Source organism: Kitasatospora sp. NPDC029312, from assembly GCF_055569215.1.
This window is the reverse complement of record NZ_JBVHXY010000057.1, coordinates 12,480-30,750: the sequence shown is the minus strand read 5'-3', so window position 1 is coordinate 30,750 and position 18,271 is coordinate 12,480. Positions and strand designations below refer to the sequence as shown.

The following is an 18,271-nucleotide window of genomic DNA, read 5'->3' as shown; positions in this document are numbered from 1 at the left end:
CGCCCCTCCCAGACCTTCCTGCTCAGACGCTCTTGTAGCGGCGCAGCAGGAGGCGGTACGAACCGACCACCATCGCCGCGGCGACGCATGCGAACACCACCAGACCCAGCCCGCCCGGGGCGTGCCGGCGGTCGAAGCCGTCGCCCAGGTCGAACGCCTCGTTGACCAGCGCCTCCACCAGGCCGTTCGGCGAGATCAGCGCGGTCCACTGGGCGGCGTCGGAGCCACCGGGGCCCGGGTTGCTGATCCCCACCGCGACCGCCGCCAGCGCCGAACTGACCGCCAGGTAGCCCATGATGGCCGCCACCCCGAAGCCCCGGCGCGGGGTGCTCGCCGCGATCACCAGCGCCACCGAGGTCGGCACCAGGGCGTACAGCACCGCCGCCGCCAGGCCGTACAGGAAGTGGCCCGTGTTGTGGGCGAAGCCCATCCCGCCGAGCAGCGCGCCGGCGTACAGCACCAGCAGCGGGGCCGCCGTCACCAGGAACTGGGCGCAGGCCATGGCGGCGAACTTGGCCCGGACGTAGTCGGTGCGGGTGATCGGGCGGGAGAAGTACAGCGGGACGGTGTGGTACCGCAGGTCCCGGGAGAGCAGCACCGGCGCCTGGGACGCCAGGAAGATCGAGACCACCAGGCTGAGGTCGGCGAGGTAGCCCGCGTACTCGACCGGGAGCTCGGTCCGGTTCAGCGAGATCGCGACCGCGACGAAGATCACCGCGGGGACGGTGACCATGCCGAGCATCAGCATCGGCAGCACCTTGGACTTGCCCGAGCGGCCCAGGCCGAAGGCGGCGCGCAGGCTCTGGGTGAAGAGCGAGCGGGTGGCGTAGCCGCGGCCGAGGCGGGGCCCGGTGTAGCCGCGGTAGCCGATGTCGTGGATGACACCGGCGTTGGCGGCCCTGGTGTCAGGAGGCTGCGGCACCGTCCGTCCCTCCCTTGCTGTCATGGTCCTGGTCGTGGTGGGTGTCGGCGAAGAGTTCGGCGACCCGGTGCCGGCGCTGTTCCAACCGGACCAGCCCGAGGCCCAGTTCGGCGACGGTGTCGCGGATCGTGTCGTAGGTGTCCTCGCCGGCCAGCCGGACGAGCAGCAGGTGCGAGCCCTCGGACTGGACGGCGAGGCCGGCGGCGGCCAGCCGCTCCCGGACGGCGGCGCCGGGCTCGGTGCCGGGCCGGCTGCCGGGCTCGGTGCCGGGCTGGGCCCCGGTGTCCTCCGGGTGGTCGGTGACCTCGACCGCCAGGACGGCCGTCGCCTCGGTGAAGGAGGCGGTGGAGGAGGAGCGCAGCAGCTTGCCGCCGTCGATGACGACCAGGTGGTCGCAGGTGCGCTCGAGTTCGCCGAGCAGGTGGGTGGTGACCAGCACCGAGATGCCGAAGTCGGTGTGCACCCGGCGGATCAGCCCCAGCATCTCGTCGCGGCCCGCCGGGTCGAGGCCGTTGGTCGGCTCGTCCAGCAGCACCAGCTTCGGGTCGTGCACCAGGGCCTGGGCGAGCTTGACCCGCTGCTTCATGCCGGTCGAGTAGCCGCCCATCGGACGGTACCGCTCCTCGTACAGGCCCACGTGCCGCAGGATGTCGGCGGTGCGCTCCCGGGCGGCGGTGGCGGGCAGACCCGCCATCCTGGCCATGTGCACCACGAACTCGGTCGCGGAGACGTCCGGCGGCAGGCAGTCGTGCTCCGGCATGTAGCCGACCCGCTCGCGGATGGCGGAGCCCTCGGTGGCGACGTCCAGGCCGAGCACCTCGCCGCGGCCGGAGGTCGCCGGGGCGAGCCCGAGCAGGATCTTGATCAGGGTGGACTTGCCCGCCCCGTTGGCCCCGACCAGCCCGACGACCCCGGGCCGCACCTCGACGGTCAGCTGGTCGAGGGCGGTGACCCGGGGGAACCTCTTGGTCAGACCCTCGGTCTTGATGACAGCAGTGGTGGACACACCCACAACGTAACGGGCTTGCGCGGCACCGGTCATGAGCTGGAATGAGGACGCCGTCTGCTGCTGCGGTATGACCCAGGGCCCGCTCTCCCCTAGGGGGCCGAGCCGGGTGGGCGAGCGCGGAGCCCGGGGGGCGGGTGCGGCTCAGCCGAGCTGGGCGAGGCCCTCGGTGGCGATCCGCTCGAAGACGGCGAGGTCGTTCTCGAAGACCGAGTCCGGGACCGGCCAGTGGATCACCAACTCGGTGATGCCCAGCTCCCGGTACGTGCCCGCCCAGTCGACGAAGGCGTCCACCGACTGCAGCGGCCTCTCCGCCGTTGAGCCTTGGAGCAGCACCTTCTCCAGCGTCGCGGCGTCCCGGCCGCGCGCCTCGCAGGCCGCCGTCAGCTTCCCGATCTGCTGGGCGATCACCTCGGGCGCCTGCTCCACCGGCACGTCCGCCGGGCCGCGCGGGTCGCCGTACGTCACCCAGCCCTGGCCGTACTCGGCGGCCAGCCTCAGGCCGCGCGGCCCGGTCGCGGCGACGTAGAACGGCACCCGCGGGGTCTGCACGCAGCCGGGGATGTTCCGGGCCTCGACCGCCGAGTAGTACGTGCCCTCGCGCGTCGTGGCGTCCTTGCGCAGCAGCTCATCCAGCAGCGGCAGGAACTCGCCGAAGCGGTCCGCCCGCTCCTTCGGCGACCACGCCTCCTGGCCCATCGCGGTGGCGTCGAAGCCGGTCCCACCGGCCCCGATGCCGAGCGTCACCCGCCCGCCGGACACGTCGTCCAGCGTGACCAGCTCCTTCGCCAGCGTCACCGGGTGGCGGAAGTTCGGCGAGGTCACCAGCGTGCCGAGGCGCAGGCGCTCGGTGGCGCACGCCGCCGCCGTCAGCGTCGGGATCGAGCCGAACCACGGCTCGTCGCGGAAGGACCGCCAGGACAGGTGGTCGTAGGTGTAGGCGGCGTGGAAGCCGAGTTCCTCGGCCCGCTGCCAGATCTTCTGTCCCTCGCTCCACCGGTGGGTGGGGAGGATCACCGTGCTCAGTCGCATACCGCCGACCTTACGGGCGAAAGTCGTCGGATTCGCGCATACTCACGGTATGCTTGCCTCATGGCGGCTACCACGCGCATCACGGTCACCTTGCCGACTGAGCAGGTGGCCGAGCTGAAGAAGCTCACGGACAACATCTCCGGCTACGTCGCCGAGGCAGTGGCCCGGCAGATCAGGCACCAGTTGCTCGGCGAGGAACTTCGCCAGTACGAGGAAGAACACGGCGCGTTCACCGAAGAGGAACTCGCTGCCGCGCACGCGAGGATCTTCGGTTCGTCCGAGCCGAGCGGCGGACCGGCCGCCGCGTGAGCGAGCGCATCGAGACCGTCGTGCTGGACTCCCAGGGAATGTCCGCCTGGATCTCGCAGGACCGTGACCTGCTCGCGATGATCAGGTCTTTCCACTCGATGGCGGCCGGTTTGGTGATCGGCGCCAACACCATCGTCGAGATCTCGCATGCCAGGGTGAACACCGCCCGCCTGAATTGGGTGCTCTCGCAAGTCAGGGTCGAGCCCGTGACCGAGCACGTCGCCAGAGCCTCCGCCGCGTTGCTCAAACAGGCCGGTCTGCACGGTCACAAGTACGCCATTGATGCCACCGTCGCCGAGATGGCGCTCCGCCAGCCAGGGCCGGTGGCCATGCTGACCTCGGACGTCGACGACATGGCCAAGCTCTGCGGTGACCGGGTCCGGCTCATCGCGATCTGAGCCGACGGCGGGCCTGGGCATTCATGACCTGTGTTTTCGCAGGTCAGTGCGTGATGCATGGACGAGGCTTGGTCGAGGTCACCAGTGCGCCGAGGCGCAGGCGCTCGGTGGTGCACGCCGCCGCGGTCAGAGTCGGGATCGTGGTTCGGCTCGTCGTAGGTGTAGGCGGTGCGGAAGCCGGGTTCCTCGGGCCGCTGCCGGATCCGCTGTCCCCCCGTTTCACCGGTGGATGCGGTGGTGGCGCTCGCGCTGCCGCCCTTCTCACTCGGCCGCGGGCGTCCATGACGGAGGCGCCGGGACGTCCGGGCCGGGCGTACGGGCGGCGGGGGACGGCGTGCCGAGCAGGTGGGCCATGGTCTCGGCGGCGCGGACGGCCGCATCGCCGCAGCAGTTGTTGAACAGGACGTGGACCTCGCGGGCGCGGTCGGCCATGGCGCGGACGGCCGGGGTCCAGGAGGAGAGTTCCTCGGGCGTGTAGCGGTGGCGGAACCGCTCCTCCTTCGAGCCCGTCCCCCAGGCGTGGTTGCGGCCGTGGAAGCGCACCACCGCGAGCCGGGTGGAGGTGACCGGCGTGACCGGCGGGATGGACGTGGGGAGTGACTGCACCGTGTCCACGGCCACGGCGGTCAGGTCGAGTTCCGCCAGCAGGCCGAGGGTGGAGGCGTGGTGCTCGGGCCGCCACCAGTCGGGATGCCGGAACTCCACCGCCACCGGCCAGCCCTGGGTGCGCTCCCGGCACTGGCGCAGCGTCGACGTCGCCGCCGGGCCCGGAGCCAGCCACGGCGGGAACTGGAAGAGGACCGTGCCCAGGCGGTCCGCCCGGCGCAGCGGCTCGAGGGCCCCGCTGAAGCGGCGCCACACCTCGTCGAGCACCTCCGGGCTGGCCCCCGTTCGGCCGTGCCGCCCGGCGGGAGCCGGCCGCAGGTCAGCCGGCAGCGCGCCGGGTCGGGTCGGATGCCCGGTCAGCAGCGAGAACGCCTTCACGTCGAACCGGAAGCCGGCCGGCGAACGCTCGACCCACAGGGCGCTGTTGCGGGTGCTGGGCAACGCGTAGTAGGTGGCGTCCACTTCGACCACCGGGAACTTCGTGGTGTAGTACCGCAGTCTGGCCTCCGCGGTGCGGTGGCCAGCCGGGTACCAGCCGCTGGACAGCAGCTCACGGTCCGTCCAGGAACACGCGCCGACGAGTATGTCTCCCATGGGCGCCGTGTGCCCGGCCCGGGGCCGTCGACACCGCCCGGGCGCTCGCGACTCCCTCGGCGGCGCGGGGCGGGGGCCGGAGCGGGCTACGGGTGCGGGCGGGTGCGCTGGGCGGGGAGGGCGGCGGCCGGGGCCGGGGTACGGCGGCCGAGGTCGGCGAGGGTGTGGAAGAGGACCTCGCCGAGCAGGACCGGCTCGCGGGAGGTGGCGGGTGGCGGCGGCTCGTCCGGGTGGGTGGCGGCGGGGCGGCGGGTCTGGGGCGGCTCGTCTCGGAGCTGGCTTGTGGGCATGGCTCTTCCTGCCGACGGGGTGACCGGTACCAGTCCTGCCCGTTCGCCCCGCACCGACACTCCGTGCGGGGGCGGATCGGCCGGAAACGGTGCGTGGTGGGCCGGAACCCGTCCGTACGGTCACCATGGTCGGCGCCCGCCCTGGCTGGTCACGGGGCGGTGACCGGGCCGGTGACCCGGCGGCGGCGATGGGCGAAGATGGACCGGTGACCGAACCCCGTACCACTCCCCGCCTCGTCGCCACCGACCTGGACGGCACCCTGCTCTGCGCCGGCGGAACCGTCAGCGAACGCACCGCCGCGGCCCTCGCGGCGGCCGAGGCGGCCGGAATCCAGGTGGTGTTCGTGACCGGGCGGCCGCCGCGCTGGATGCAGCAGCTGCGCGCGCACGTCGGCGGACACGGGGTGGCGATCTGCTCGAACGGCGGGGCGGTCCTGGACGTCCGGCGCGGCGAGCTGGTGGAGTACTTCCCGATGTCGGCGGAGTCGGCGCTGGCGGTCGTCGAGGCGCTGCGGGCCGAGCTGCCCGGCACCGCCTTCGCCTTCGAGCACGCGGACGGGTGGGCCCGCGAGCCCGGCTACGAGGTGCTGATGTGGGGCGACGACATGGTCTGCGCGGTCGACCCGGCCGAGGACCTGCTGGCGCAGGGCGGCCCGGTGCGCGGCCTGTTCAAACTGCTGGCCAAGCACCCGGACCTCGACCCGGACACCTTCCTCGCCGAGGCCCGGACGGCCGCCGGGCACCTGGCCGAGATCACCCGTTCCTCGCCGATCCCGCTGCTGGAGATCAGCGCGCCCGGCGTCACCAAGGCGAGCACGCTGGCCCGTTGGTGCGCCGAGCACGGGATCGACCGCAGTGAGGTGGTGGCCTTCGGCGACATGCCGAACGACCTGGAGATGCTGGCCTGGGCCGGCACCGCGTACGCCGTCGCGAACGCGCACCCGCAGGTGCTGGCGGCCGTGCCGCTGCACACCGTGAGCAACGAGCAGGACGGCGTCGCGGCCGTGCTGGAGCGGTTCCTGCCCGGCGTCTGCCTGTAACCGCCTTGCCCGAACAGTAACCGCCTTACCCGAAGCGGCCGTTGACGTAGTCGGCGGTCCGCTGGACGCGCGGGCTGCCGAAGATCCGCTCGGTCGGCCCGGTCTCCACGATCCGGCCCGGGGTGTCGTGGGTGGCCAGGAAGAACGCGCAGTCTGGGAGACCCGCTGGGCCTGCTGCATGTTGTGGGTGACGATCACGATGGTGAGCCCCCCGCGCAGTCGCGCCGCAGGTATCCGCGCGCGCTCCGGGCGACCGGCAGGGTGCCGGCGGCCCTGGGGCGGGTGGTGCGCACCGGCAGGTAGGCGGACCACACCCACTGCCGCCCCGCGGACTGCGCGACGGAGCAGCGGAGGGCGGCCCGCTCGATGATCAACTCCCGTACCGCCTCGGCAAGTTCTCCCTCGCTCCGGTAGGTGCGCACGCCGATCCCGAGCGGCCGCCCGTCGGCAGCGCGCAGCGTCCAGCCGACACAGCAACTTGCGCCGTTGGTCGGGAAGTTCTCCCTCGTTCAGATTTCACCTAACGCTTGTTGCGCGCCTACAGCCGGGCCGTCCAGCGCACCAGCGTCCCCTTCCGGTACGGTCCGCGCTCGTGCCAGGCGGCCCCGCCGAGCGCCTCCGCGCGCCGGGTCAGGTTGAGCAGTCCGCTGCGCCGGCCGCCCTCCGGGATGCCCACCCCGTCGTCGGTCACGGTGAGCAGCACGCCGGGCCGTCCGGGCCGGTCCAGCGACTCCCGGTCGCCGCCGACCGGCCGGCCGCCGTCGTCCAGGTGGACGGTCGCGTCGACCTCCACGCCGACCCGGGAGGCCCGCGCGTGCCGGGCCGTGTTGGAGAGCATTTCCCTGAGCGCTGCCAGGAGTTGACGCCCGGTCGCCTCGCCGACCAGGCTCTCCACCGGTCCGACGAAGCTCACCGAGGGCTTGAAACCGAGCGCCGCGGCGGCCTGGCTGGCCTCCCGCAGCACGCGGGTGCGCAGGGTGTCGGGGGCGTCCCCGTGGTTGTCGTGCTGGAGGGCGTAGATGGTGGTGCGGACCTCCTGGATGGTGGCGTCCAGCTCGTCCACGGCGTTGCCGATGCCGGTCTTCACCTCGGGGACGACGGCCCGCCGGGCGGCGCTCTCCAGCATCATCCCGGTGGCGAACAGCCGCTGGATCACCAGGTCGTGGAGGTCGCGGGCGATCCGGTCGCGGTCCTGGAAGACGGCGAGGCGCTGCTGGTCGCGCTGGCCCTCGGCGAGGCGCAGGGCGAGCGCGGCCTGCGAGGCGAAGGTCTCGGCGAGCTGCTTCTCGGAGTCGGTGAAGGGCAGGGCGCCGCGCGGGCGCCAGACGCAGAGGCCGCCGAGCACCCGCCCGGCGGCGACCATCGGGACGGCCATGGACGGGCCGAAGCTGCGGGCGAGCCGGATCACCACGGTCGGGTCGCTGGACATGTCGTCCAGGTAGACGCTCTCCCCCGCGAGCAGCCGGGCCGCGAAACTCTCCTTGGGCAGCAGTTCGCCGCGGACGAACTCGGCGGCCTCGCCGGAGGCGTGGGCGACCCGCATCTGCCCGTCGTCGTCCTCGGTCGCGGCCCCGCCGGTGCTCGTGGGCAGCAGGATCATGCCGAGCGCGGCGTCCGCCAACTCCCGCACCTGCTCGGCGGCCACGGTCAGCGCGCCCTCGGCCTGCTCGGTGGAGAGCAGCGCGGTGGTGACGGCGGCGGCGCCGGCGATCCAGCGCTCCCGGCGGCGGCCCTCCTCGTACAGCCGGGAGTTCTCGATCGCCACGCCGGCGGCCGCGGCGAGCGCGTGCACCACTTGTTCGTCCTCCGGGGTGAAGGCTCCGCCGCCCGTCTTCTCGGTGAGGTAGAGGTTGCCGAAGACCTCGTCGCGGACCCGGATCGGTACGCCCAGGAAGGTCCTCATTTGCGGGTGGTCCGGCGGGAAGCCGGAGGAGCGCGGGTCGGCGCCGAGGTCGGCCAGCCGCAGCGGCTCGGGGCGGTCGATGAGTGCGCCGAGGATGCCGCGGCCGTCGGGCAGTTCGCCGATCTCGGCGGCGGTGTCGTCATCGATGCCGACGTGGATGAAGTCGGCCAGGCCGTTTCCGCCGGGAGCGATCACCCCGAGCGCGGCGTAGCGGGCGTCGACGAGCTCGGCGGCGCCGAGGGCGATCCGGTGCAGGGTGGCGTGCAGGTCGAGCCCCGCGCCGATGGCGACCACCGCCTCCAGCAGCCGCTGCATCCGGTCGGTGACCGCGGCGGCCGACTGCAGGCGCTCCGCGACCTCGGTGACCAGGGTGTCCAGCCCGAGCGAGGCGATCTCGGGCACCCGGTGGGGTGTCGGCTCGGGGGCGGCCTCGGGGAGGTCCGGCGTGGGGTCCATGGAGAAAGCCTAGTTTGTACGGTTTTCAGCCGAAGACGGATGCCGCCGTCCGGGATGCCGTCGTCCGGAACGCAGCCGTCCGGGAGCCCGCCGGCTCCAGGAGGCCGTCCGCCTCCCGCTCCCGGCGCCACATCGCGTGCAACCGCCCGTCCGGGTCGGCGACCAGCTCGGACCAGCGGCCGCGCTCGGCGACCCGGCCGCCGTCCAGCACCAGCACCTCGTCCACGCTGCCGTCGTCCAGCCCGGCGAGCCGGTGGGTGATCAGCACGGTGGTGCGGCCCTCGGTGGCGGCCAGCAGGTCGGCGGTGAGGGCGTCGGCCGTGGGCAGGTCGAGGTGTTCGGCGGGCTCGTCCAGGACCAGCACCGGGAAGTCCGCGAGCAGTGCCCGGGCGAGCGCGAGCCGCTGGCGCTGGCCGCCGGAGAGGCGGGCGCCGTGCTCGCCGACCATGGTGTCCAGGCCGTCCGGAAGCCCGTCCGTCCAGTGCAGCAGCCGGGCGGCGGCGAGCGCGGCGCGCAGGTCGGCGTCGTCGGCGCCGGGCCGGGCCAGCCGCAGGTTCTCCCGCAGCGAGCTGTCGAAGACGTGGGCGTCCTGGGCGCAGAGGCCGATCACCCGGCGGACGTCCTCACCCGCGAGTGCCCGGCTGTCCACAGCCTGTGGACGACCGGTGGCGAAGGTGACGGATCCGGCGTCGGGCTCCAGGAAGCGCAGCAGCGCCTGGGCGAGGGTGGTCTTGCCGGAGCCGGACGGGCCGACCACGGCGATCCGGCGGCCGGGGGTGAGGTCGAGGTCCACTCCGGCGAGGGCGTCCACGGCCTGCCCGGGGTGCCGTACGGTCAGTCCGCGCACGGCGACGGGCAGCGGCTGCCGGGGCAGTTCCACGGGCGAGGACGGTTCGATGACGGGCGCGGGGGCGTTCAGCACCTCGTCCAGCCGGGCCTGCGCGGCCCGGCCGCGCTGGCGGGCCTGCACGGCGAGCGGCATCCCGGTGACGGCCTCGAAGGCGGCCAGCGGAGTGAGCAGCACCAGTGCCAGGCAGACGGGCGCGAGCGCTCCGTCGCGCACTCCCTGGATGCCGACGGCCGCCGAGCCCACCACCGTCAGCCCGGTGAGCAGCGCGATCAGCCCGGTACCGAGCGCGGTGGTGGCGGCCGAGCGGGCGGCCAGGCCGGTCAGCGCGGTGTCGGCGGTGCGGACGGCGGCCAGTCGGCCGGGGAGCGCGCCGGCGACGGTGAGCTCGGCGGTGCCGGTGAGGGCGTCCACCACGGCGGTGGCCAGGTGGCCGCGGGCCGGGGCCTGGCGACGCTCGGCGCCGGCCGACCAGCGGGCGGCCAGCGCGGGCACCAGCACCCCGGCGAGCAGCAGCCCGAGGCCGAGCACCAGCCCGGCGGCGGGCAGGAAGGCGCCCATGACCAGCGTCGAGACCAGCCCGACCACGCCGGCGACGGCGGCGGGCAGCCGCCAGCGCAGGTAGCGGTCCTGGATCGCGTCGACGTCGGCGACCAGCCGGGAGAGCAGGTCGCCGCGCCGGAAGGCGGGCAGTCCGGCCGGGGCGAGCACGGTCAGCCGACGGTAGACGGCGGCCCGCAGGGTGCCGAGGGTGCGCAGCACCGCGTCGTGCGAGACCAGCCGCTCGGTGTAGCGGAAGAAGCTGCGGCCGATGCCGAAGGCGCGGACGGCGGTGACGGCCATCATCAGGTAGAGCACCGGGGGCATCTGGGAGGCCCGGGAGATGAGGTAGCCGGAGGTGGCCATCAGGGCGACGGCGCAGCCGAGGGCGAGCGAGCCGAGCAGCACGGCCAGCGCCAGCCGGGACGCGGCGGGCTCCGGCGCGGGCTCCGGCTGCTCGGGCACGGCGGGGGCGGCGGTCGGCCGCCCGCTGTGGGTCAGCGGGGCGACGGCCCGCGCGGGTGCCTCCACCACCGGCCCGGCGAGCCGGATCCGCTTCTCGGCGACGGCCAGCAGCGCCGGCCGGTGGGCGACGACCAGCACGGTGCGCGCCGGATCCTCGGCGAGCGTCCGGACGGCGTCCACGACGGCGGCCTCGGAGGCGCCGTCCAGGTTGGCGGTGGGTTCGTCCAGCAGCACCAGTGGCCGGTCGTCGGCGAGCAGCACCCGGGCGAGCGCGAGGCGCTGGCGCTGTCCGGCGGAGAGCCCGGCGCCGTCCTCCCCCAGTTCGGCGTGCAGGTCGGTGACGAAGTCGAGCGCGTGGGCGGCCCGCAGCGCCGTCCACAGCTGCTCGTCGTCCGCCTCCGGGCGGTAGAGCCGCAGGTTCTCGGCGACCGTCCCGGCGAACAGGTGGGGGTGCTGCGGCACCCAGGCGATCTGCCGGCGCCAGCTCTCCGGTTCGAGTTCGGCGAGGTCGTGGCTGCGTCCGTCGGCGGCGGTGATCCGCACGCTGCCGGCTTGGGGAGTGGTGAGGCCGAGCAGTACGGACAGGAGGGTGGACTTGCCGGCCCCGCTCGGGCCGGTGAGGGCGGTGCTGGAGCCCGGACGCAGGGTCAGCGCGGCGCCGTCCAGCGCGGGCACGGCCCGCCCGGGGTGCCGTACGGTCAGGCCTTCGGTGGTGATCACGGCGCCGGTGAGCGCGGGGGCGGGGCGGGTGCCGGCGGCGGGCAGCGGGGTCTCCAGCACCCGGAAGATCTCGTCGGCGGCGGTCAGCCCCTCGACGCTGGAGTGGTAGAGCGCGCCGACCTGGCGGATCGGGACGTACACCTCGGGGGCGAGGACGAGGATCAGCAGCCCGGTCTCCAGGTCGAGCGAGCCGTCCACCAGCCGGAAGCCGACGGTGACCGCGACCAGCGCGACGGACAGGGTGGAGAGCAGTTCCAGCGCGAAGGAGGAGATGAAGGCGATGCGCAGGGTGCGCAGGGTGGCCCGGCGGTAGTCGGCGGTGATCCGGGCGATGGTGGCGGCCTGGGCGCGGGCGCGGTTGAACACCTTGAGGGTGGGCAGGCCGGCGACGACGTCGAGGAAGTGGTGGGAGAGCCGGGCGAGGGTGTCCCACTGCCGGTCCATCCGGGACTGGGTGGCCATCCCGATCAGCACCATGAACAGCGGGATCAGCGGCAGCGTCCCGGCGATGATCGCGGCCGAGGTGAGGTCGGCGCCGACGATCCGCAACAGCACGATCACGGGGACGACCACGGCCAGCGCCAACTGCGGGAGGTAGCGGGCGAAGTAGTCGTCCAGCGCGTCGACGCCGCGGGTGGCTAGGGTGGTGAGTTCGCCGGTGCGCCGGCCCGCCAGGTAGGACGGGCCGAGCGCGGTGGCGTGGTCGAGCAGCCGGCGCCGCAGAGTGGACTTCACCCGGGCCACCGAGCGGTGCGCGGTGAGCTCGGTGAGCCAGCCGACCAGCCCGCGCCCGACGGCGGTCAGGGCCAGCAGCACCAGGGGCGTGGTCAGTTCGCCAAGGTCGGCGCCGCGCTGGAAGCCGCGGACGGTGATCTCGGCGACCAGGCTCGCCTGGGCGACCACCAGGGCCGCGCCCGCCGCGCCGAGGAGCACGGATCCGGCGAGGAAGGCCCGGGTGGTGCGGGCGTGTTCGAGGAGTCGGGGGTCGACCGGCTTCATCACGTCAGACCCGGTCGACCGAGGCGGCCGGCGCCGCGGGGGCGGTCTGCGCGACCGGAGCGGCCGGAACGGCCGGAGCCGCGGGAGCAGCCGGGGCGTGGTGGCCGGGGATGTGCTGGACGCCGATCCGCTTGCGGAACACCCAGTACGTCCAGCCCTGGTAGAGCAGCACCAGCGGGGTGAACACGGCCGCGACGACGGTCATCAGCTTGAGCGTGTACGGCGAGGAGGCCGCGTTGCCGACGGTCAGGCTCCAGCCGGGGTTCAGGGCCGACGGCATGACGTTCGGGAAGAGCGCCAGGAAGAGCATCGCGACGGCGGCCACGACGGTCGCCCCGGAGAGCGCGAACGCCCAGCCCTCGCGGCTGCGCCGGTTGGCCGCCAGCGCGCCGAGCAGCGCCGCCACGGCGACCGCCATCGCGACCAGGCTCCGGGGGTTGCCGCTGTGTGCCTGGGTCCAGGTCAGGAAGCCGAGGGCGAGCACGGCGGTCGCCAGACCCGCCCGCAGGGCGGCCCTGCGGGCCCGCTCGCGGATCTCCCCGACCGTCTTGAGCGCCGCGAACACCGCGCCGTGGAAGGTGAACAGGGCGAGCGTGACCAGCCCGCCGAGCAGGGCGTACGGGTTGAGCAGGTCCCCGAGGCCGCCGACGTAGTCCTTGTGGGCGTCGATGTCCACGCCGCGCACGATGTTCGCGAAGACCAGGCCCCACAGGAAGGCCGGGATGAGGGAGGACCAGAAGATGGCCTCCTCCCAGTTGCGCTGCCAGCGGGCACCCTCGCGCTTGGCCCGGTACTCGAAGGCCACGCCGCGGACGATCAGGCAGACCAGGATGACCAGCAGCGGGACGTAGAAGCCGCTGAACAGGGTCGCGTACCAGTCCGGGAAGGCGGCGAAGGTACCACCGGCCGCGGTGAGCAGCCACACCTCGTTGCCGTCCCAGACCGGGCCGATGGTGTTGATCAGCACCCGGCGCTCGGCGGTGTCGCGGGCGAGCGGCTTGGTGAGGACGCCGATGCCGAAGTCAAAGCCCTCGAGGAAGAAGTAGCCGATCCACAGGACCGCGATCAGCACGAACCAGACGTCGTGGAGTTGCATGTCAGATCCTCAGTTCCACGTGGAGCGCGTCAGTAGGCGAAGGCGAGCGGCTTGTCGGCGTCCTCGTCCGCAGCCGGACCGCGCAGGGACGGGTCCTCGGCGGGGGGCCGCTCGGTCACCACCGGGCCGGCCTTGGCGTACTTGACCAGCAGCCGGACCTCGATCACGGCGAGGACCGCGTACAGCAGGGTGAAGGTGGCCAGTGCGCCGATCTGGGTGCCGATGCCGACGTTGGGGGAGACGGCGCTGGCCGTGGTCATCAGGCCGAACACGGCCCAGGGCTGCCGGCCCATCTCGGTGAAGATCCAGCCGAAGCTGTTGGCGATCAGCGGGAAGCCCATGGTCAGGATGCCGATCCGCCAGCTCCACCGGGTGAGCACTGGCCCGAGTTCGCGCTTCGGGGTGAGCATCAACCGGGGCACTTCGGTCTCGCCGGTGCGGAACTCGGGGTGCAGGAGGAACTTCCTGCGGGTGGTCCACAGGCCGATGAGGCCGGCCGTGAAGGAGGTCATCCCGAATCCGATCATGAACCGGAAGCCCCAGTAGGTCATGAAGACGTTCGGGATGTAGTCCTTGGGGTTGCCGCCGTGCGCGGCGGCCTCGGCGGCGGCGGTGTCGTTGATGCCGGGGACGGCGGAGCTGAAGTCGTCCTTGGCGAGGAAGGACAGGACCCCGGGGACCTCCAGCTCGACCGAGTTGTGGCCCTTGCCGACGTCGCCGACCGCGAAGATCGAGAACGGCGCGGGTGCCTGGGTGTCCCAGAGCGCCTCGGCGGCGGCCATCTTCATCGGCTGCTGCTCGAACATGACCTTGCCGAGGGTGTCGCCGCTGAGCGCGGTGCCGGCGCCGAAGACGACGGCGATGACCAGGCCGAGCCGCAGCGAGGTGCGCATCACTGCGGTCTTCTTCGGGTCGGCGGTCTCGGGCCTGCGCTTGGCGCGCCAGAGGTGGAAGGAGGCGATGCCGACCATGAAGGCGGCGCCGGTGAGGAAGGCCGCGGTCAGGGTGTGGAAGACGACGGTGAGGGTGGTGTTCTGGAACAGCACCTCGGTGATGTCGGTGAGCCGCGCCTTGCCGCTGGCCGGGTCGATCGCGTAACCGACGGGGTGCTGCATCCAGCTGTTGGCCGCCAGGATGAAGTAGGAGGAGAGCACGGTGCCCAGTGAGACCATCCACATGCAGGCGCAGTGGATCCGCTTCGGCAGCTTGTCCCAGCCGAAGATCCACAGGCCGATGAAGGTGGACTCGAAGAAGAAGGCGATCAGCGCCTCCATCGCGAGCGGGGCGCCGAAGACGTCACCGACGAAGCGGGAGTAGTCGGACCAGTTCATGCCGAACTGGAATTCCTGCACGATTCCGGTGACGACGCCCATCGCGATGTTGATGAGGAAGAGCTTTCCCCAGAACTTCGTCGCGTGGAAGTACTTCTCCTTGTTCGTGCGCACCCAGGCGGTCTCCAGCCCGGCCACGATGGCGGCGAGGCTGATGGTGAGCGGCACGAAGAGGAAGTGGTAGACGGTGGTGATGCCGAATTGCCATCGCGCGATGGTCTCGTGAGCGATTGCCAGGTCCACGTCGCCCTCTCTCCAGCCGGCCCGTTCGGGCGTTTCAGGACAAACTTCATCGACAGCCACAGACCGCAGCCCAACGACACAAGCTTGTCCGCTTGTGAACGTGAACACGTTCACAAGCACCAGTATCCATCATCCTTACGGCGGAAGTGCAGGTGGGGTGGGGTTGACAGGCATGTGCCATGCGTCACGGTTTGCGCTGCGGTCCGCACAGTCTGCGGACCCGGCGGGGGTCGCGGCAACGAACGACCGGGCGGAGGGCGCGCCCGTCTTGGCCGAACCGGCGCTTGACAGCACGACGCCCCGCTCGCACCGGCGAACGGGGCGTGCTACGCGGCACAGCTGCCGACGCGGCGGCGCGCTACGGGCGGCCGAGGAGCTGGGCCCCCGCGGTGGAGTCGGCGCGCGCGGTGAAGAACTCGGCGAAACCCCGCAAAAACTCCTCCTCGGTGATCCGCCCGTCCCCGTCACCGTCCAACTGGCGGAACCCGTGCGACAGCTCCGCGGGGTGGACCCGCGGCCCACCGAACACCGCGCGGTACTCGTCGAACTCCAGGAAGCCGCTGCCATCGGTGTCGGCCGCGACGAAGACCGCCCGCAGCGCGGGCAGCAACCCGCGCTCCAGGTAGTCCGCGTCCCGGTCGCAGGCCGCCAAGGTGGCCGCCGTGAACTCCTCCCGGCTGACCCTGCCGTCCCCGTCCGCGTCCATCGCCGCGCGCAGCTGCTCCCACCAGCCCTCGAAGGCCCGGTACACCCGCGCCTCGGCGTCATCGTCCAACTCCAGCTGCCAGCACACGTTGTGCGCCATCGCCTGGAGGTCGTGCACGGTGATCCAGCCGTCGCCGGTCTGGTCGAGCACCTCGCTGAAGAACCGGTCCACCCGCGGCCCGCGCCCGTCCCGGGACGGCCGGAACCGGCGCGGCGGGCGCTGCACCTCCTCCGCGGAGCGGTAGCGCAGCCCGTCCGGCAGCAGCGGGACGACGGCCCCGGCACCCCGGTGCAGCACCGCGGACAGCACCGCGGCCCGCCGGGAGGACACCAGCCCCAACCGCTCCCGCACCACCGGCGGCAGGTCCGCCACCGTCAGCTCCCGGATCACCCGGGCCACGGCCCCCCGCACCAGCCGCCACCCGGTGTCCCCGAGGAACCACAGCCGCCGGGGGCGCGGCGCCTCGCGCAGGATGTTGTCCAACAGGTAGCGGGCCGCCTCGGTGAACTCCAGCTTCTCGCGGGCGTACCGGGCGAAGTACCCGGGCAACTCCGCGGCGTCCTGCGGAAGTTCCTCCTCCGGCAGCCCGAAGGCGGCGATCGCCTCCCGGAACTCCCGGTAGGCCGCCTCCAGTTGCGCCGCGTCGTACGGATCGCCGCCCAGCCGCCGCATGGCGACCACGCACTCGAACAGTGTCAGCAGCACCCACACCCTGGTCGCCGCGTCCCGTGCGTCGTACGGCCGCCCGTCCGGCAGCGTCCCCCGGATCCGCTTGTGCGACCGGTTCAGCCGCTCGACCTCCCGCCGCAGCGCCTCCGCGTCCTGGTAGAACAGCCGCCGGCCGCTCCCCAGGGTGTGCTCGACCCGCCGCCACGGGTGCGCCCGGTAGGTGGAGTGCTCCGCCATCCCGGCCCCGACGACCGGGTCGGCGGCCTGGAGCACCAGGAGGCGCCAGGCGACGAGGCCGATCCGCCACTCGGACAGGTCGCGCTTGAACGACACATCGGCCACCTCAGCAACGAGCGCGCTCATGAGACACCTTTTCCCGTCCAGTGATCAGCCCGTGCGAACTCGCACGAGCAACGGCTGCACGGTCGCACGCGATCGAGCGGCGGACCGGGTGAACGGTGGCGGTTCACTCGATCGAGGCGAGGACTCAGGAAGCCCTGTCGCCGTTCGCGGGCAGTTCGACCCGGAAGGTGGCGCCGGCGCCCGGGGCGGTGTCCAGGGTGAGGGTGCCGCCGTGGGCGCGGGTGAGGGCGGTGGCGATGGCGAGGCCGAGTCCGCCGCCGCCGCCGTTGTCCCGGCTGCGGGAGGCGTCGACCCGGTAGAAGCGGTCGAAGACCCGCTGGGCTTGTTCCTCGGTGAGGCCGGGGCCGGAGTCGGCGACCTCCAGGAGACAGGTGCCGTCGGCTCCGCCGCCGACGCCGATCCGCACCGGGGTGCCGGGCGGGGTGTGCTTGACGGCGTTGCCGACGAGGTTGGTGACCACCTGCCGCAGCCGCGCCTCGTCGCCGAGGACGGGCGCCGCGCCGGGTGCGCCGGTGCCCGCGGGGCCGGTGAGCGCGACGGGCCGGCTCGGGTCGAGGGCGGTGACGTCGTGGAGCGCGTCGGCGGCGAGGGTACGCAGGTCCATCGGGGCGAGGTCGAGCGGGCGTTCCTCGTCGAGCCGGGCGAGCACCAGCAGGTCCTCGACCAGGGTGCCCATCCGCACCGCCTCGCTCTCGATCCGGGTCATGGTCCGCTTGACGTCGGCTTCGGTGGGCAGTGCGCCCATCCGGTACAGCTCGGCGAAGCCGCGGATGCCGGCCAGCGGGGTGCGCAGCTCGTGCGAGGCGTCCGCGACGAAGCGCCGCATCCGGGCCTCGGATTCGGCGCGGGCGGCGAAGGCCGCCTCGATCTGGGTGAGCATGCCGTTGAGCGCGATCGACAGCCGGCCGACCTCGGTGCCCGCGGAGAGTTCGGGCATGCGGTGCGACAGTTCGCCGGCGGCGATCCGGGCCGCGCCCTCCTCGATCCGGCGCAGTGGCCGCAGCCCGGCCCGGACCGCGAAGAAGCCGAGTGCGGCGATCAGCACGAAGACGGCGCCGCCGATCGCCAGGAAGGAGGTGCGCAGCTTGTCGGTGGTGGCGTCGATGTCCTCGCGGGAGACGGCCACCATGACATAGGTCGGGCTGGTGGCCGGTGCGGCGTAGGCCCCGGGGCCGGGGGTGGGCGCGGGCGTGGACGTGGGCGTGGACGTGGGCGTGGACGTGGGCGTGGGCGTGGACGTGGGCGTCGAGGTGGGCCCCGGGTTGGGGGCGGCGGTGCGGGGGGTCTGGAGCGGCAGGACCAGCACCCGCCAGCTGTGGTCGCCGCGCTGGTCGGGCAGGTTGAAGGGGACGTCGGGGGCGGTGCGGCTGGGGTCGAGCCCGGCCAGTTGCGGCGCCGGGTCGCTGTCCGAGACGGGCTGGCGCATGACGGCCTGGACCTTGCCGTCCGAGGACAGGTACTGCACCAGGTACTGGCTGGGCAGGCTGATCCGCCGCCCGGTGACGGCCGGCTTGACGCTGTCCGGCGTGGTGGGGCGGCCGGGGGGCTTGCGGGACAGCGGCAGCCCGTACCGCTGGAGCTGCTCGTCCAGTTGCTCGACCAGCTGGGCCCGTACGGTGCCGAGCACGAAGGTGTCACTGACCGCGAGCCCGGTGGTGACCAGCGCGAGCGCGAGGACCAGCAGTCGGGCGCGCAGCGACAACCTGGAGGAGAACCGGGCGAGCACGGGCGGGTCC

General features: G+C 73.1%; 15 protein-coding genes and 1 pseudogene. 3 read left to right on the top strand and 13 right to left on the bottom strand.

Annotation, left to right across the window (positions count from 1 at the left end; translation table 11 throughout):
• Positions 1-22 precede the first annotated feature (22 nt).
• From ACZ4WV_RS32070 to ACZ4WV_RS32060, 3 genes are all read right to left on the bottom strand, one after another.
• On the bottom strand, positions 23-922 hold the full coding sequence (locus tag ACZ4WV_RS32070; protein WP_465752159.1) for an ABC transporter permease: 900 nt from the start codon (positions 920-922) through the stop codon (positions 23-25).
• On the bottom strand, positions 906-1,964 hold the full coding sequence (locus ACZ4WV_RS32065; RefSeq protein ID WP_465752158.1) for an ABC transporter ATP-binding protein: 1,059 nt from the start codon (positions 1,962-1,964) through the stop codon (positions 906-908). The genes ACZ4WV_RS32070 and ACZ4WV_RS32065 overlap by 17 nt, the downstream gene beginning before the upstream one ends.
• Before the next feature lie 108 nt (positions 1,965-2,072).
• Entirely contained in the window at positions 2,073-2,960 is an 888-nt protein-coding gene (locus ACZ4WV_RS32060; RefSeq protein WP_465752157.1) for an LLM class flavin-dependent oxidoreductase, read from the bottom strand.
• Between the two features lie 60 nt (positions 2,961-3,020).
• Between ACZ4WV_RS32060 and ACZ4WV_RS32055 the strand changes: the two genes are divergently transcribed.
• Entirely contained in the window at positions 3,021-3,269 is a 249-nt protein-coding gene (locus ACZ4WV_RS32055) for a type II toxin-antitoxin system CcdA family antitoxin (RefSeq protein ID WP_465752156.1), read from the top strand.
• On the top strand, positions 3,266-3,667 hold the full coding sequence (locus tag ACZ4WV_RS32050; RefSeq protein ID WP_465752155.1) for a DNA-binding protein: 402 nt from the start codon (positions 3,266-3,268) through the stop codon (positions 3,665-3,667). The genes ACZ4WV_RS32055 and ACZ4WV_RS32050 overlap by 4 nt, the downstream gene beginning before the upstream one ends.
• 261 nt (positions 3,668-3,928) lie before the next feature.
• On the opposite strand, the gene ACZ4WV_RS32045 is transcribed toward ACZ4WV_RS32050, so the two are convergent.
• Together ACZ4WV_RS32045 and ACZ4WV_RS32040 are read right to left on the bottom strand one after the other, a co-directional pair.
• Positions 3,929-4,867 (bottom strand): DUF72 domain-containing protein, encoded by a 939-nt coding sequence (locus ACZ4WV_RS32045; RefSeq protein ID WP_465752154.1) that lies wholly within the window; start codon positions 4,865-4,867, stop codon positions 3,929-3,931.
• 86 nt (positions 4,868-4,953) lie between these two features.
• Entirely contained in the window at positions 4,954-5,157 is a 204-nt protein-coding gene (locus tag ACZ4WV_RS32040) for a hypothetical protein (RefSeq protein WP_465752153.1), read from the bottom strand.
• A 188-nt stretch (positions 5,158-5,345) separates the two neighbouring features.
• Here ACZ4WV_RS32040 and ACZ4WV_RS32035 point away from each other — a divergent pair, with 188 nt between their 5' ends.
• On the top strand, positions 5,346-6,197 hold the full coding sequence (locus ACZ4WV_RS32035; RefSeq protein WP_465752152.1) for an HAD family hydrolase: 852 nt from the start codon (positions 5,346-5,348) through the stop codon (positions 6,195-6,197).
• Positions 6,198-6,222: 25 nt separating this feature from the next.
• Here the strand turns inward: ACZ4WV_RS32035 and ACZ4WV_RS32030 are convergent.
• From ACZ4WV_RS32030 to ACZ4WV_RS31995, 8 genes and pseudogenes are all read right to left on the bottom strand, one after another.
• Positions 6,223-6,416, bottom strand: a pseudogene (locus ACZ4WV_RS32030) (phosphate ABC transporter ATP-binding protein); the annotation flags it as partial.
• On the bottom strand, positions 6,392-6,619 hold the full coding sequence (locus tag ACZ4WV_RS32025; RefSeq protein ID WP_465752172.1) for a hypothetical protein: 228 nt from the start codon (positions 6,617-6,619) through the stop codon (positions 6,392-6,394). The gene ACZ4WV_RS32025 and the pseudogene ACZ4WV_RS32030, both read right to left, overlap by 25 nt.
• Before the next feature lie 116 nt (positions 6,620-6,735).
• Positions 6,736-8,556: a sensor histidine kinase gene (locus ACZ4WV_RS32020; protein WP_465752151.1), complete on the bottom strand. Its 1,821-nt coding sequence runs from the start codon at positions 8,554-8,556 to the stop codon at positions 6,736-6,738.
• A 25-nt stretch (positions 8,557-8,581) separates the two neighbouring features.
• Positions 8,582-12,127 carry a thiol reductant ABC exporter subunit CydD gene (cydD, locus tag ACZ4WV_RS32015; RefSeq protein ID WP_465752150.1) on the bottom strand — a complete coding sequence of 1,182 codons (3,546 nt, stop codon included), beginning with the start codon at positions 12,125-12,127 and terminating at the stop codon, positions 8,582-8,584.
• 4 nt (positions 12,128-12,131) lie between these two features.
• Positions 12,132-13,223, bottom strand: a complete 1,092-nt coding sequence (gene cydB / locus ACZ4WV_RS32010) for a cytochrome d ubiquinol oxidase subunit II (RefSeq protein ID WP_465752149.1) — start codon at positions 13,221-13,223, stop codon at positions 12,132-12,134.
• A 29-nt stretch (positions 13,224-13,252) separates the two neighbouring features.
• Positions 13,253-14,797, bottom strand: coding sequence for a cytochrome ubiquinol oxidase subunit I (locus ACZ4WV_RS32005; RefSeq protein ID WP_465752148.1), 1,545 nt, complete (start codon positions 14,795-14,797; stop codon positions 13,253-13,255).
• A 358-nt stretch (positions 14,798-15,155) separates the two neighbouring features.
• Positions 15,156-16,535, bottom strand: a complete 1,380-nt coding sequence (locus ACZ4WV_RS32000) for an oxygenase MpaB family protein (protein WP_465752147.1) — start codon at positions 16,533-16,535, stop codon at positions 15,156-15,158.
• A 124-nt stretch (positions 16,536-16,659) separates the two neighbouring features.
• Positions 16,660-18,261, bottom strand: coding sequence for a sensor histidine kinase (locus ACZ4WV_RS31995; RefSeq protein WP_465752146.1), 1,602 nt, complete (start codon positions 18,259-18,261; stop codon positions 16,660-16,662).
• Positions 18,262-18,271: the final 10 nt, after the last annotated feature.

What these genes read in the sequence shown, in the direction of transcription:
- ACZ4WV_RS32020 (WP_465752151.1), bottom strand. Translation starts at nt 8,556, where the DNA reads ATGGACCCCACGCCGGACCTCCCCGAGGCCGCCCCCGAGCCGACACCC.
- ACZ4WV_RS32045 (WP_465752154.1), bottom strand. Translation starts at nt 4,867, where the DNA reads ATGGGAGACATACTCGTCGGCGCGTGTTCCTGGACGGACCGTGAGCTG.
- ACZ4WV_RS32035 (WP_465752152.1), top strand. Translation starts at nt 5,346, where the DNA reads ATGGGCGAAGATGGACCGGTGACCGAACCCCGTACCACTCCCCGCCTC.
- ACZ4WV_RS32060 (WP_465752157.1), bottom strand. Translation starts at nt 2,960, where the DNA reads ATGCGACTGAGCACGGTGATCCTCCCCACCCACCGGTGGAGCGAGGGA.
- ACZ4WV_RS32000 (WP_465752147.1), bottom strand. Translation starts at nt 16,535, where the DNA reads ATGAGCGCGCTCGTTGCTGAGGTGGCCGATGTGTCGTTCAAGCGCGAC.
- ACZ4WV_RS32065 (WP_465752158.1), bottom strand. Translation starts at nt 1,964, where the DNA reads ATGACCGGTGCCGCGCAAGCCCGTTACGTTGTGGGTGTGTCCACCACT.
- cydD (WP_465752150.1), bottom strand. Translation starts at nt 12,127, where the DNA reads ATGAAGCCGGTCGACCCCCGACTCCTCGAACACGCCCGCACCACCCGG.
- ACZ4WV_RS32040 (WP_465752153.1), bottom strand. Translation starts at nt 5,157, where the DNA reads ATGCCCACAAGCCAGCTCCGAGACGAGCCGCCCCAGACCCGCCGCCCC.
- ACZ4WV_RS32055 (WP_465752156.1), top strand. Translation starts at nt 3,021, where the DNA reads ATGGCGGCTACCACGCGCATCACGGTCACCTTGCCGACTGAGCAGGTG.
- cydB (WP_465752149.1), bottom strand. Translation starts at nt 13,223, where the DNA reads ATGCAACTCCACGACGTCTGGTTCGTGCTGATCGCGGTCCTGTGGATC.